General features: G+C 38.4%; 14 protein-coding genes and 1 other RNA gene. 2 read left to right on the top strand and 13 right to left on the bottom strand.

The window, feature by feature from the left end; all coding sequences use genetic code 11:
* Nucleotides 1–329: 329 nt before the first annotated feature.
* From rplS to ssrA, 12 genes are all read right to left on the bottom strand, one after another.
* Complete coding sequence (rplS, locus tag CLOAM_RS06910; protein WP_018198538.1) at nt 330–683, bottom strand: 50S ribosomal protein L19; 354 nt, start codon at nt 681–683, stop codon at nt 330–332.
* A 220-nt stretch (nt 684–903) separates the two neighbouring features.
* The gene (gene trmD, locus CLOAM_RS06915; protein WP_015425173.1) at nt 904–1575 is read right to left on the bottom strand and encodes a tRNA (guanosine(37)-N1)-methyltransferase TrmD; all 672 of its coding nucleotides are present in this window, start codon (nt 1573–1575) and stop codon (nt 904–906) included.
* Nucleotides 1572–2102 carry a ribosome maturation factor RimM gene (locus CLOAM_RS06920; protein ID WP_015425174.1) on the bottom strand — a complete coding sequence of 177 codons (531 nt, stop codon included), beginning with the start codon at nt 2100–2102 and terminating at the stop codon, nt 1572–1574. Before CLOAM_RS06920 ends, trmD begins: the two co-directional genes overlap by 4 nt.
* Entirely contained in the window at nt 2103–2333 is a 231-nt protein-coding gene (locus tag CLOAM_RS06925) for a KH domain-containing protein (RefSeq protein ID WP_015425175.1), read from the bottom strand.
* 26 nt (nt 2334–2359) lie between these two features.
* Entirely contained in the window at nt 2360–2653 is a 294-nt protein-coding gene (rpsP, locus tag CLOAM_RS06930; protein WP_015425176.1) for a 30S ribosomal protein S16, read from the bottom strand.
* A gap of 116 nt (nt 2654–2769) precedes the next feature.
* The gene (locus tag CLOAM_RS06935) at nt 2770–4092 is read right to left on the bottom strand and encodes a UDP-glucose dehydrogenase family protein (protein WP_015425177.1); all 1323 of its coding nucleotides are present in this window, start codon (nt 4090–4092) and stop codon (nt 2770–2772) included.
* Nucleotides 4089–5021 carry an NAD-dependent epimerase/dehydratase family protein gene (locus CLOAM_RS06940; RefSeq protein WP_015425178.1) on the bottom strand — a complete coding sequence of 311 codons (933 nt, stop codon included), beginning with the start codon at nt 5019–5021 and terminating at the stop codon, nt 4089–4091. Before CLOAM_RS06940 ends, CLOAM_RS06935 begins: the two co-directional genes overlap by 4 nt.
* The gene (locus CLOAM_RS06945; RefSeq protein ID WP_015425179.1) at nt 5018–5593 is read right to left on the bottom strand and encodes a transcription termination/antitermination NusG family protein; all 576 of its coding nucleotides are present in this window, start codon (nt 5591–5593) and stop codon (nt 5018–5020) included. The genes CLOAM_RS06940 and CLOAM_RS06945 overlap by 4 nt, the downstream gene beginning before the upstream one ends.
* A gap of 2 nt (nt 5594–5595) precedes the next feature.
* On the bottom strand, nt 5596–6996 hold the full coding sequence (gene ahcY / locus CLOAM_RS06950; RefSeq protein ID WP_015425180.1) for an adenosylhomocysteinase: 1401 nt from the start codon (nt 6994–6996) through the stop codon (nt 5596–5598).
* Nucleotides 6997–7019: 23 nt separating this feature from the next.
* Nucleotides 7020–9251, bottom strand: coding sequence for a polyribonucleotide nucleotidyltransferase (pnp, locus tag CLOAM_RS06955; RefSeq protein ID WP_015425182.1), 2232 nt, complete (start codon nt 9249–9251; stop codon nt 7020–7022).
* A gap of 277 nt (nt 9252–9528) precedes the next feature.
* The gene (gene rpsO / locus CLOAM_RS06960) at nt 9529–9798 is read right to left on the bottom strand and encodes a 30S ribosomal protein S15 (protein WP_015425183.1); all 270 of its coding nucleotides are present in this window, start codon (nt 9796–9798) and stop codon (nt 9529–9531) included.
* A gap of 247 nt (nt 9799–10045) precedes the next feature.
* Nucleotides 10046–10399, bottom strand: a transfer-messenger RNA (tmRNA) gene (gene ssrA / locus CLOAM_RS09090).
* Between the two features lie 416 nt (nt 10400–10815).
* Here ssrA and CLOAM_RS06965 point away from each other — a divergent pair.
* Nucleotides 10816–11493: a hypothetical protein gene (locus CLOAM_RS06965; RefSeq protein WP_232502668.1), complete on the top strand. Its 678-nt coding sequence runs from the start codon at nt 10816–10818 to the stop codon at nt 11491–11493.
* Between the two features lie 11 nt (nt 11494–11504).
* Nucleotides 11505–12563: an AI-2E family transporter gene (locus CLOAM_RS06970; protein WP_015425185.1), complete on the top strand. Its 1059-nt coding sequence runs from the start codon at nt 11505–11507 to the stop codon at nt 12561–12563.
* A gap of 287 nt (nt 12564–12850) precedes the next feature.
* On the opposite strand, the gene CLOAM_RS06975 is transcribed toward CLOAM_RS06970, so the two are convergent.
* Nucleotides 12851–13588 (bottom strand): methyltransferase family protein, encoded by a 738-nt coding sequence (locus CLOAM_RS06975; RefSeq protein ID WP_044279042.1) that lies wholly within the window; start codon nt 13586–13588, stop codon nt 12851–12853.
* Nucleotides 13589–13639: the final 51 nt, after the last annotated feature.

Raw genomic sequence — 13639 nt, forward strand, 5'->3', positions numbered from 1 at the left:
TTAAGTCAGGAGTCATTAGCGCCTTAATAATTTTTCCCTTACAGATTTCTTTGAAGACGCTTATGACTCGTGACGACTTATTATTTCTCACAAATAGATGATACAGATTTATTAACTTTATCGTTACGAGTCCTCATCGCTAAACGAGTTTGCAGGTAAAGTATAATTTATTTCAGCGATAATGACTTTTTACTTTTCTTATTATCATTTTCGCCTCAATTTATTTTCATTCTTCCTTAAAAAGTGGAGGGACGCGTACTCCGGCTACACAAAATAAAGCCCCTTCCTAAAATTTAAGAAGGGGCTTAAGATTGAGTTTTTCTGTGTAACTATACAGTGAATCTTCTTTTTTCTTTGATTCTTCCTGCTTTACCTTGAGCGCTACGCAGATAAAATAGTTTCGCTCTTCTTACTTGTCCATGACGAATAATCTCAAGTTTATCAATATTTGGAGAATTTTGAGGAAAAATCCTCTCCACCCCAACACCACTGGAGACCTTACGCACGGTAAATGTTTTAGAAATACCTGCGCCTCGTTTTTGAATAACGATACCCTGAAAAACCTGAATGCGTTCTTTGTTACCTTCTTTAATTTTATAATGAACTTTAACGGTATCACCAACGCGATAATCCGGTAAGTCAGTTCTAATTTGGTCTCTGCTAACTTGTTGCAGAATATCCATTTGGGTTCCTCCCATATATATACTCGGAAGGTAAAAACCGTGTGCAAACAAGGATTGAACGGATTAAAAAAGGAGTTTTCTCTATCCCGTTCTAATATTTATTTACTTCATTAAGAGCATTTCTGTCATAAAATAAAGCCGGAAATTAATAAATTTTCCCTACCGGCAAATTCCTTGCTCACATTAGTTGTTTTAGGTTTCTTTCTTCCTGCTTGTTTGTTTACTTTTTCAAATCTGGTCTGCGGGTTACTGTTAAGCGTTTTCCCTGTTCTAATGCCCATTTCTTTATTTCTTTATGATTTCCGCTAAGCAAAACTTCCGGAATGCCTAAGCCCATAAAAATTTCCGGTCTTGTATAACAAGGAAAACCAAGCCCTTCATTACTAAAAGAATCACTATTGGCACTTTCCCTATCACTCAGCACTCCTGGCAGTAATCTACTTACTCCATCAATAAAAGCCAGAGCCGGAATTTCGCCTCCGGTCAAAACATAATCCCCTAAAGATATTTCGTCCGAAACACAGAGATCACGCACTCTTTGATCAATTTCCTTATAATGACCGCAAAGCAGGATTATGCGTTTATAGGAAGAGTAACTCTCTAAAATCTTTTGAGTTAAAGGTCTACCTTGCGGAGTGAAATAAACAACCGGAGCATTTCCTTTCTCTAAAAGTTCTATTAAAGCACTATAAATTGGTTGTGCCTGAATAACCATTCCGGCAAAACCACCATAAGGATAATCATCAACTTTATGGTGTTTATTTAGAGAAAACTGACGATAATCCGTCAAATTTACTGCCAGCAGTTTTTTCTCTCTGGCTCGGGCAATAATGCTGCTGTTTAAAAACCCGCTAAAGGCATCGGGAAAAAGGGAGAGGACTTCAAAGATCATTTCTTTTTTGCTTCTACTTTATAAAGAGCAACAAGGTCTAAAGCATTTTGCAGAATCACGCAACGCAGATTATCAATTACCGTATCTATATAATAATCCACAAAAGGAACCAGATATTCCGTTCCCTTACTATCCACAATCTGCAAAACATCCTGTGCTCCGTTGAAAAAAAAGTCCTCTACAATTCCCAATTCCTCACCCGCAAATATAACCTGGTAACCTATAAGATAATTAAGAGATGTTTCTTCCGTCTCTATTGCCGTTTCATCTATGGCAATCACTACATCTTTGTGTAGAAATTGTTCTTCGGAAACACCATCTTCCTTCAGTTTTATCCAGGTTTTATTATCTTTCCGCATTCTCTCACTGATAGTTACATAAAACACTCTATCGCTGTTAAAGATCAAATACAGATCCTCAAGCTCAGAAAACACGCTTCTGTATTCCGGCTTGATCATCACAGGATGAAAGCCATCTGCATTCTGCCTACCCAGTTTGCCGATTCCGATAAGAGGGGGATGTTTCATTTACTCGATAATTTCGAGCTCGGCACGCTTCCCCTGTTTTGTGCTAACAGCATTAATAATGGTTCTGATGGCACTTGCGGTTCTACCGCGTTTGCCGATTACTTTTCCAATGTCCGCTTTGGAAACCCTAAGCTCATAAAGGGTAATTTTGTCGCCAGTGATCTCGGTAATATTCACTTCCGAAGGATCATCAACCAGAGCTTTAACAATGAATTCAATGAGATCTTTCATTTTTCACCTCAGTTTTCTTTTATACTTTATTCTGCTTCCGCAGTTTTCTGGTTCTTCTTTTGTTTACTATTATGCCAAATTTGTAAGACACCTGCTTTGCGTAACAGGGAACGAACTGTATCTGAGGGCTGTGCACCAACGCCAAGCCAATAAAGAGCACGTTCTGTATCTATTTTTATTTTGGAAGGATCGGGCTTGGGATCATACCAGCCAATGCATTCAATATATTTGCCGTCACGCTTTTTGCGTGAATCAACTGCTACAATTCGGTAAAAGGGCTGATTTATAGCACCCATCCTTCTCAATCTTAATTTTACCATTCATTCTCCTTGTCATTATGAACATAATTATTTTCAATTTTATTCTTAGAATTTAGAATGCTTATTTCCGTCAAGATAAATTTTTTATGCCTTTACTGAAAAAGCTTTGCAATGATTTAGCGACGACCAATTCCATAATAGGTAAAACCCATTTCCTTAACCGCTTTAGGATTATATTGATTCCGCCCGTCAAAAATCACTTTCTGCTGCATTATTTTACTCATCCTTTCAAAATCGGGATAGCGAAACTGATGCCATTCCGTTATCAGTAACATTGCCACTGCATCTTTCAGGGTTTCATATTCATCGGCACAAAGAGTTACGGAATTATTATTGCCGAAAACCTTTTTCGCTTCCTGCATAGCTACAGGATCATAAGCTTTAACCGTAGCTCCCATAGCAATAAGTTCATTGATTATTACAACGGAAGGAGCTTCACGCATATCATCCGTCTGCGGTTTGAAAGCCAAGCCCCAAACGGCAAAGGTCTTACCTTTCAAGTTTTTGCCAAAATGAGCTTTCACTTTTTCCACCAAGACCTTCTTCTGTTCGGAGTTAACTTCTTCCACCGCTGTTAAAATACGCGGTTCATAACCAACTTTACGAGACATATTGATAAGTGCTTTGATGTCCTTGGGAAAACAACTTCCTCCATAACCCACTCCGGGAAAAATAAATTTATAGCCAATGCGGGAATCACTGCACATTCCATTTCTCACTTCTGCAATATCTGCATCGTAGGCATCGCAAAGACGGGAGATTTCGTTGATGAAAGATATTTTTGTAGCCAGAAAAGAATTTGCCGCATATTTTGCCATTTCTGCTGAACGGATGCCCATTATCAAAATGCGGTCATTTGTTCTGCAGAAGGGTTCATAGAGGGTTCTCATAATTTCTCCGGCTTTAGGATTATCCGTTCCAATCACAACTCTATCCGGACTCATAAAATCATCTATGGCAGAGCCCTCTTTCAGGAATTCCGGATTGGAGACAACAGCATAATTTATATCCACACCTCGCGCATTAAGCACTTCCTGAATTTTTTCATTTACCAAATCTGCTGTTCCAACCGGAACTGTGGATTTATTAACGATAATTTTGGGTTCATTCAGGTAGGAAGCAATTTCTTCTGCAGCAGCAATAACATATTGTAAATCAGCAGAACCGTCCTCTCCGGGAGGAGTTCCTACAGCTATAAAAATAATTTGTGAATCCTGCACTGCCTGCTTTGTATCTAATGTAAAATTAAGACGCTTGGCTGTCATATTGCGCAGAATCATATCTTCCAAACCCGGCTCGTAAATAGGAACTTTGCCTGCTTGCAGCATTTCTATTTTGTTTTCATCCTTATCTACACTGATTACCGTATTTCCCATTTCCGCAAAACAGGCACTTGTAGTTAAGCCCACATAGCCACTTCCTATAACCGCTATTTTCATTGTAGCTCCTTAAAATATTTTATAACTTGGGAAATGCCTTCGCTAAGACCTGTTTCCGGTTTCCAGCCCAAGACCTTTTTTGCCTTTTCACAGGAAAGCAGGGAACGATGTAAATCTCCCTTTCTGGCAGGTCCATAATAGGGTTCACGGTTTATTCCCAATTGTTTTGCTATTGCGTAATATAAATCTTTAGTAGTGGTTGGAATGCTGGTTCCAATATTGAAAACTTCACCCTCTCCCCTTTCCAGAGCCAGTAAATTAGCTTGAACAACATCCCCCACATAAACATAGTCCCGGATCATTCCATCCGGCTCATTATCATAACGATAGACAGTTGGTATTTCACCTTTCAGCAATTTTTCCGTAAAAAGAGAAACGACCCCTGCCTCTCCCTGGGATATTTGTCTTGGTCCGTAAACATTGGCATAACGCAAAACCGTGTAATTCAAGCCATATTGATGACGGTAAAAATAGAGGTAGTCCTCTCCTACGCTTTTATTTATCGCATAAATGGAAAGGGGCTTGGGATTGTATTTTTCGGATGTAGGATACTCTTCCGCCTCACCATAAATAGCTCCCCCTGAAGAAATATAGATAACTTTTTTAACCCCTGTCCTAACGCAATTTTGCAACACATTCACCCAGCCATAAACATTGTTTATTACATCCAGAAGGGGATTTTCAATGGAGAGCGGAACGCTTATTTGAGCCGAATGATGATTTACCATATCGGGCTTTTCTTTAGCAAAGACCTCGCTTAAACTTTCATCACAGATATCCATTTCGTAAAAAATCGCTTTAGGATTGATGTTACGCCTGTTGCCAGTTACTAAATTATCTACAATAACAACTTCGTGCCCTGCTTGAAGATAGGCATCTGCTACATTGGAACCGATAAAACCTGCTCCGCCTGTTACTAAAATCTTCATTCGTCAATCTCCACAATTTCAAATTCACCAATAATCTTGATGTCTTGTGTTCTAACTTTAACCAGCACTGCTTGCTTTAAAATATTTACCTGCAAACGCACTTCCGTGAGTTTGGATTGGTCTTCAACTACACCTCTGATGCCTTTCAAGGGACCGTTTACAATTTCCACTTCCAAACCCTTTTCCAGCCAAAGTCCGGGTTCCATTTGCACATTTTTCTGCCTTCCATAATAGATTGCCTGTAATTCATCAATCAGTTCTTTTTGAGCATTCACCTTCAGAAAATTGACGGTATAACCCGAAATCAATAATTCCTGTTTACCCTTAAAATCAATCCCTACAAATACATAAGAGGGAAAAAGCACTTTATTCACATCTACTTTGCGTCTTTGATAAACCCGCTTGGAAGTATATTGTGGCAGGTAATAAGTTATCTGATGCTGTTTTGCATAATCGGCAAGTTTCTTTTCACAGCGTGGTTTGGTATGCACTACAACCCATTTCCTGTCATCTGTGAAAAGCGCAAGTTCACCGTAAAGTTCATCTACATAGACAGGTTTATGCGTAGCCATCTTTAATAGCGATAATAATCCTGTTTATAGGGTCCTTCAATAGGCACATTAATATATTCTGCTTGTTTTTTGGAGAGCTGAGTTAATTGTGCTCCCAGCTTGGGAAGATGTACGCGTGCTACTTCTTCATCCAATTTCTTAGGCAAAGTGTAAACATTTATCTCGTGTTCATTCTGCCAGAGTTCTATTTGTGCCAAAACCTGATTACTAAAAGAACAGCTCATCACAAAGGAAGGATGACCTGTAGCATTACCTAAATTTACCAGCCGACCTTCCGAAAGCAAAATAATGGCTTTATCATTGGGAAGTTTGATTAAGTCAACCTGTGGCTTGATATTCACCTTTTCCACACCTTCCATCTCATAAAGTTTATTTACCTGAATTTCATTGTCAAAATGGCCTATGTTACACAAAATAGCATTGTTTTTCATCTTCAAAATATGGTCAACCCGAATAACATCACAATTTCCTGTTGCCGTTATAAAAATATCCGCAATTTCTACCATATTATCTACAGTATTCACTTCGTAACCTTCCATCGCTGCCTGTAATGCACAAATAGGGTCTATTTCACTGATTACAACTCTGGCACCCAAACCACGCATTGATTGTGCACAGCCCTTTCCTACATCTCCATAACCGCAAATCATAACAATTTTGCCAGCAACCATAATATCCGTTCCTCTCTTTATGCCATCCGCGAGGGATTCTCTACAGCCGTAAAGATTATCAAATTTAGATTTAGTAACCGAATCGTTTACATTGATAGCGGGAAATAACAAAGTGCCTTCATCTCTTTTTTGATAGAGGCGATGAACTCCAGTGGTTGTTTCCTCACTAACTCCGCGTAGGCATTTCACCGCTCTATGCCATTTGTAAGGGTCTATCGTTAATTGATTGATAAGCAATTCCTGCACTATTCTCATTTCTGCATTCTCGGCATCAACTTCGGGAAGTTTTCCTGTTTGTTTATACTGTTCTTCCAAACGGTATCCTTCATGAACCATCAAAGTTGCATCCCCACCATCATCCACAATTAAATCGGGTCCTTCTTCCCAGGAAAGTGCCTGTAATGTACACCACCAATAATCATTCAGGGTTTCTCCTTTCCAGGCAAAAACGGGAATTCCTCTTTTGGCAATAGCCGCTGCAGCATTATCCTGAGTAGAAAAGATATTACAGCTTGCCCAACGCACTTGAGCTCCCAGTTCTACCAATGTTTCAATTAAAACAGCGGTCTGAATTGTCATATGCAAGCTGCCGGTTATTTTGGCACCTGCCAGGGGTTTACGATGACGATAGCGTTCTTTTAAAGCTACCAGACCGGGCATTTCTGCCTCTGCCAAATCAATTTCTTTTCTGCCCCACTCCGCTAAACTCAAATCAGCTATTTTGTAGTCCATTTTTTCCTCTATTTAGTTTTTTTTTAACGATGATGACGATGATAGTCATTCCTGCCGCTATTTCTACCTCTATTCCTATCATCACGATTTTGCTGATGATAATTTTGCTGTTCTTCTCTATGGGCATCAGGATGTGGTTCAGGATTTCCGGCAACTCCTTTCATAGATAAAGAAAGTTTGCCTTTATCCATTCCCAGGGTTCTTACTTGCACTTTATCTCCTAATTTAACCATATCCAGGGGATGATTTATGCGTCCGGTATACATTTCCGAAATATGCACCATTCCTTCTTTCGTTCCCCCTAAAATTTTTACAAAAATTCCGTAGGGTTCAATGCGGGTTACCTGACCTTCAAACATATCACCGGCAACGGGATCAACAGCAATTCCTTTAATTATACTTTTGGCTTTATTAATGGATTCCTTATCGGGAGAAAGTATTCTTACCGTTCCGTCATCCTGAATATCAATCTGTACCTGACATTCTTCAATAATTGATTTTATCATCTTTCCGCCAGGTCCTATAATCTCTCCAATCTTATCTATAGGCACTTTGAATGATTCAATTCGGGGAGCCCAAGGAGCAAGTTCACTTCTGGGTTCGGCAATGCATTCAGCCATAATATCCAAAATCTTAAAGCGAGCTGATTTTGCCTTATTTAAAGCAATTTGCATAATTTCTCTGGTAATTCCCGAAATCTTAATATCCATTTGCATTGCTGTTATGCCTTCCCGCGTTCCGGCACACTTGAAATCCATATCTCCCAAGTGATCTTCCAAACCCATAATATCGGTTAAAACAACATAGTCCTCACCTTCCATTATTAAACCCATAGCGATTCCGGCAACAGGAGCTTTTATAGGAACTCCACCTGCCATCAAAGCTAAACATCCGCTACAAATAGATGCCATAGATGAAGAACCGTTAGATTCCAGCGTATCTGCCACTATGCGAATAGTGTAAGGAAAGGAATCTTTATCGGGCAATACAGCTTTTAAAGCCCTTTCCGCTAAATTTCCATGTCCCAGTTCACGACGACCCGTAGGTCCTATTCTTCCAACTTCGCCAACGCTATAAGGAGGAAAATTGTAATGCAGATAAAAGCTCTTCTTATATTCTGTTTCCAAGCCGTCTATCACCTGTTCATCAGTTCCTCCGCCTAAAGTTAAAGTCCCCAGGGATTGTGTTTCACCTCTGGTAAAAAGTGCTGATCCATGCACTCGGGGTAAAACATCAATTTCACAAGTAATTTCCCGAATGTCATCTGTTCCTCGACCATCTACACGATGCTGTTTTCTTAAAATGGAATCACGCACATAGCGACGGATAAGCTCATCAAAAGCCATTTTATAGTATCTCTCCGTTTCTTCCCAAGGGCTTAAATCCGTATCTTCTTGCTGGGAAAACATTTCTACCATTTCTGCTTCAGCTGCGTCAAAGGCATCCTGTCTTTCCTGTTTGCCAAAAATAACGGTTGCTTCAGCTATTTTTGCACCGAAAGCATTTTCTACCTTGTTCATTATTTCTTCCGGAATGCTGTCCAGAACTACTTCTACCTTTTCTTTTCCGCAGGCAGAAATAAAATCCTGTTGCAAAGCGCAGAGTTTTTGAATTTCCTTATGGCCAGTAAAAACAGCATCCAGCATCATTTCTTCGCTCAGTTCCGAAGCTGCCGATTCAATCATCACAATTGAACTCTCACTTCCGGCAACGGTTAAATTGAGCTTGGATTGGGTTTCAATTTCATTAAAATGGGGATTTACTACAAATTGGTTATCAATGTAGCCAACCGTCACACTGGCAATAGGTCCGTTGAAAGGTATATCGGAAATGGAAAGAGCCAAAGAAGCTCCAAAAACACCCATTGTAGAAGGATCGGTTACTCCATCAAAAGAAAGCACGGTTACTACAATATGAACCTGATTCCGAAAACCTTCCGGAAACAAAGGACGAATGGAACGGTCAATAACCCTTGCCATCAAAGTGGCATCAGTTGAGGGTTTGGACTCTCGTTTAAAAAAACCGCCGGGTATTTTGCCGGCTGCATACATCTTTTCAATGTAATCAACGGTTAAGGGAAAGAAATCCTGATCTTCCGCGGGCTCTTTAGACATCGTGGCTGTAACCAAAACAGCTGTTTCTCCATATTGAATGAAAACACTGCCATTGGCTTGCTTTGCCATTTTGCCTGTTTCTACAATCAATTTGCGTCCGCAAAAATCGGTTTCACGACGAGTAATATTGAAGTTATGCATAACTTCTCCTTTTTTATCTTTAGCGGGAGAAGAAGCAATAGGCGAAAAGGTCTTGACCCTAAACCTTTTAGCTTATTGCTAATTACTCCCGCCGTTTTTACAGGAAGGTTGCTTCTGGCTAATCCTTTAAATAAGGAGTCATCACTGCCTCAATAACTTTTACCAAATTTATTTGGCAGTGAGGACTCATAACTAGTTCAAAAATCCGGAAGGTTGACCTCAGGGTCAACCATTAAACAACAATATGTCATTCTTCCGGAATTAGCTACACCAAAGTTTATTTCCTTATGCCGAGCGTCTTGATTAAATTACGATATCTGGTAATATCTTTCTTTTTTAAATAATCAAGGAGACGCCTGCGTTGCCCGATCAGTTTCAACAAGCCGCGCCGGGTAGAAAAGTCCTTAGGATGTTCTTTCAGGTGCTCTGTTATATCTTTTATTCTTTGTGTTAACAGAGCAACCTGAACTTCCGGCGAGCCCGTGTCTGATTCATGGAGTTTAAACTCTGCCATGATAGCTTGTTTTGCCTCAGGTTTTAACGGCATTTCATCCTCCAGATGATTTTGAGAACCATATTTTAGAGATTAGTATAATTGTCCACTGTAATTTTTTGTAGCGAGGTCAAAAAATTGGTTATATGTATATACATTAGTGATTATTTATAAGTGGCTAATAGTATAATAAACTGAAAATCACTTCATCTATTACCAATTAGTTCTCTTTTCTTCTTGTTCTCTTTATTAACTATCTAAATTAACTCTTGAGTAAATTCATTTTTCATTAGTGGAATTTTGGTGGAGGTGGCGGGAATCGAACCCGCGTCCAGAAAACCGATCACCCGAAAATCTACATACTTAGTTGTCTTTATCTTAAGAAAAGCAGTGAAAGACAATCAGACCTGCTTTCCCGCAGCCGATTAAACTTAGGTAAAACCTATCAGCAATTAGTTCTACCGCATCCGTACTGTTCCGACGCCCAATCTCCTTCCGACGGACCGAAGAAGTTGAACGTTAACAGCTTATGCTGCTAAAGCGTAATTGTTGTTTGCAGTTAATTTGCAGTTTGTTACTTGTTAACGGAGTGGTATAACAATCTCCGGTATGCATTTCGAGCACTCTGATTCCCTGTCGAAACCATTTCACCCCCTATAAACTGTATAAAAGAACTATAAATGGATAAAGGTATTTGCCCTGCAAAAATCTCTTACTATAACCAAAATAATCAAAATACCTTCTTTGTCAACCTGAATTTTTGGAGTTGGTGAGACAACCCCAGCAGATCATATAGATGGATTTTAACCTTGAGAACCTTTTTTAACTCACAATTTTTTTAATTGGGGATTCAGTTATTGCTCGGTTGAAAGTGAAATAATTAGTGAATCGTGGTTTTTTGGAAGGCAAGTGAAAATTGTGAGTCAAAAAAGGAGAGACCAATAATTAGTGGATTGTGGTTTTGAGGAAGGCAGGTGAAAATTGTGAGTCAAAAAAGGAAAAAGCCGATTTTGCTTGACAGTATATAATGAATTATATTATCTGAAAACAGTAAAAGAAAGGGAGGATAGAATGAAGATATCCGCAATTTTCTACGCTATTGTAATTCTGGCGTTTTTTATGCCATTTTTTCTGGTCAGTTGTGATAAGACAGAAGTTGCCTCTTTAAGTGGCGTCAAATTAGTTATAGGTGGTGAAGTAAAGCTTTCTATAGCAGAAGAGATAGAAAAAATAGAGGATGTAGGTAAAAAATATCAAAATCCTGTTGTCAGTATTCAGCCCTTTGCTTTAATAGCATTATTTATAGCTGTTTTGGCATTAGTTTTGGTTTTGGTTCTTCCTATCCAATTCTATTTACTACCTGCATATATTAGTATTATAGGTGTCCTTTCTCTCCAATTGTTAAATGTAGGAATACTGCAAATTATAACTGCTTATCAACCGCTTTTTGATCCTTCCATAGATTTGAACAGCATTCTGGTTATTAAAGCGCAGCCCGCTTTTTGGCTGGCAAATTTGGCTTTTATTTTAGGGGGTATTTTTACTCTGATTGCGGGTGTGAAAAATAGCTCTATATCGGCACCGGCACAAAAACCGGAGGAAGTTCAAGAGGAATTTATTACTTCTGAAATTCAGGAATGGGTGGAGGAATATCCTTTAGAGGAAACATTTTCTGACTCGGATGAAGAAAATTTGCCAGCGGAAGAAGAGAATCCTGTTCATAAAGAAGAAAAAAATACACCTGAGTAAATAGGGCATATATGGATAGTGCAAAAGAGCTGCGCTGGATAAGAATATTATTGCTTATCATCGCTTTAGCCGTTGTGGCTTATATTCTTAAAACGCTTAAAAGTATCTTTATCCCCTTAATCTTTTCTATTTTTCTGCTTTTTCTTTTTGCTCCGCTTATTAACTATCTGAAGAAGCATAAATTTCCAATGGTCTTAATCTTGCTGATTACTTTAGTGATTATAGCTGTCTTTTTAGGGTTAGTAATATTGCTAATTTATGCTGCTTCCAATAGTTTAATCAATGGGTTGCCTCGTTATGAGGATAAATTTAATGCCCTAATAGCCAAAGGAACAGAATATCTTCAAAACCTTGCAACTAACTGGAATATCAATACGGAGAATATTTCCATTGCTAATATAGCACAAATTTTGAGCAGTGGAATTATTTCCATTCCTCAATTTCTCAGCAACACGGTGAACACTCTGGTAAGTATCATTCAGAATATATTTTTAATCATCTTTTTTCTTATCTTTTTGCTTTTGGAGATTGACAAATTGCCTTTGCGATTGAGAAAAGCCACCTCCAAATTAAGCAAAGAGCAGACATTGGATATCCTGCAAAACATAGAAAAACAAATTCAGAACTATTTAACTATCAGAACCTTAGTTAATTTATCTGCCGCACTTCTGTGTATGCTATGGATGCTTATTTTCGGAGTGGATTTTATTCTTGTCTGCGGAATTTTGCTTTTTGTCTTGGATTTTATTCCCGATGTAGGTTCAGTTATTTCTTCCGCAATTCCCATACTTATTTACCTGATGCAGAGTGGTTTCAGTTTTTTATGGTTAATATTTGCCCTATTGATTGTTGCCACTCAAATGCTGATTGGCAATATAATTGAGCCCAAGTTACAGGGTGTGCAGTTAAATCTAACTCCCATAATGGTATTGGTTTCTCTCATTTTTTGGGGTTGGCTTTGGGGAATTGTAGGAATGCTGATTTGTGTGCCATTGACTTCTGCTATCAATATTATTCTGAAACAGGTTGCACCGAATAATTTTATTTCCACTCTGATCAGCAGCGAATAATATTTTTTTTAAGCTTGCTTTACCCTGTAAAGATTATGTAACAATTGAGTAACGACTCCGTAACGAGATAAGGGCAATGCTACGGAAGTGTTACGGATTCTTCTTGGAACGAACTAATTTTTAAACAATTAGGTGTTCAAATTGAAGACGGAGATGATGATGTGTTTCATATCATTCTAAGTATTTACACAGCAGGAAGATAGAATGTTTTCTCCAGCTTTTAAGCAGGAATATAAAAAGCTCAACTGGGTACAACCCAAAAAGAGAAAATAAATTACTTCCTGTAGTTATCTGCCGGAAGTGTGCAAGAGGTTTGTCTTTTTATTTATAAACCTAATTATGAGATAAAAAAAACAGCTCGTAATAAAAATGATTTTCCAGGCAGGATCAAAGACAAATCTTTGTCTGATAATAAGATCACTAATTATTTCCATAGCAAAAAGTGAGCAGATGAGAGCAAAAAATGTCTGATATTCATTGCGGATAACTTTTTTCCAGGAAAAAGGAAATTCGGGTTTTTTATAATGACTGAATTTAGGGAAATACACAGGTGTTTTACTTGCCCAAGATACAAATTCCTCTCCGTATTTCTTTCGGAGAAAAGCTTCTTCCGCAAAGATCACCCGCTCATAATAAAGGGTAAAAATGAGCGGATAAGTTATGATAACCCAAATATGCCTCGTAAATAACACCACCCCCAAAATAATGAAAAAATTACCAAAATATAAGGGATGCCTGAGAAGAGAATACATACCAGTAGTATTTAATTTATCGGCAACCTGACTTTTAGTATTTCTGCCGGAAGTTCCGGAAGGGGTATGACCAATAGTAAGTACTCTAATTGCGATGCCACAACCGCTTATAGAAAAGCAGATAACTTCTATTATCGTATCGTATTTTATGAATTGGCTATTTTTTAAGTCCAGAATAGCTCCAATACCGAGAATAAACATTAAAAGTGGAAGATAACTTCTCCACTTGAATATCCAAGCCCCTGATTTTTCAAATTCTTCTTGAATGGGCATTTTCACTCCTAAATTTGTTTTATTTGGTACAGATATATATAAACTTATCTA

The organism is Candidatus Cloacimonas acidaminovorans str. Evry (genome assembly GCF_000146065.2).
GTDB lineage: Bacteria > Cloacimonadota > Cloacimonadia > Cloacimonadales > Cloacimonadaceae > Cloacimonas > Cloacimonas acidaminivorans.

What these genes read in the sequence shown, in the direction of transcription:
- CLOAM_RS06945 (WP_015425179.1), bottom strand. Translation starts at nt 5,593, where the DNA reads ATGGCTACGCATAAACCTGTCTATGTAGATGAACTTTACGGTGAACTT.
- CLOAM_RS06935 (WP_015425177.1), bottom strand. Translation starts at nt 4,092, where the DNA reads ATGAAAATAGCGGTTATAGGAAGTGGCTATGTGGGCTTAACTACAAGT.
- CLOAM_RS06970 (WP_015425185.1), top strand. Translation starts at nt 11,505, where the DNA reads ATGGATAGTGCAAAAGAGCTGCGCTGGATAAGAATATTATTGCTTATC.
- ahcY (WP_015425180.1), bottom strand. Translation starts at nt 6,996, where the DNA reads ATGGACTACAAAATAGCTGATTTGAGTTTAGCGGAGTGGGGCAGAAAA.
- CLOAM_RS06965 (WP_232502668.1), top strand. Translation starts at nt 10,816, where the DNA reads ATGAAGATATCCGCAATTTTCTACGCTATTGTAATTCTGGCGTTTTTT.
- trmD (WP_015425173.1), bottom strand. Translation starts at nt 1,575, where the DNA reads ATGATCTTTGAAGTCCTCTCCCTTTTTCCCGATGCCTTTAGCGGGTTT.
- CLOAM_RS06975 (WP_044279042.1), bottom strand. Translation starts at nt 13,588, where the DNA reads ATGCCCATTCAAGAAGAATTTGAAAAATCAGGGGCTTGGATATTCAAG.
- pnp (WP_015425182.1), bottom strand. Translation starts at nt 9,251, where the DNA reads ATGCATAACTTCAATATTACTCGTCGTGAAACCGATTTTTGCGGACGC.
- rpsO (WP_015425183.1), bottom strand. Translation starts at nt 9,798, where the DNA reads ATGCCGTTAAAACCTGAGGCAAAACAAGCTATCATGGCAGAGTTTAAA.
- CLOAM_RS06920 (WP_015425174.1), bottom strand. Translation starts at nt 2,102, where the DNA reads ATGAAACATCCCCCTCTTATCGGAATCGGCAAACTGGGTAGGCAGAAT.
- CLOAM_RS06940 (WP_015425178.1), bottom strand. Translation starts at nt 5,021, where the DNA reads ATGAAGATTTTAGTAACAGGCGGAGCAGGTTTTATCGGTTCCAATGTA.
- CLOAM_RS06925 (WP_015425175.1), bottom strand. Translation starts at nt 2,333, where the DNA reads ATGAAAGATCTCATTGAATTCATTGTTAAAGCTCTGGTTGATGATCCT.
- rplS (WP_018198538.1), bottom strand. Translation starts at nt 683, where the DNA reads ATGGATATTCTGCAACAAGTTAGCAGAGACCAAATTAGAACTGACTTA.
- rpsP (WP_015425176.1), bottom strand. Translation starts at nt 2,653, where the DNA reads ATGGTAAAATTAAGATTGAGAAGGATGGGTGCTATAAATCAGCCCTTT.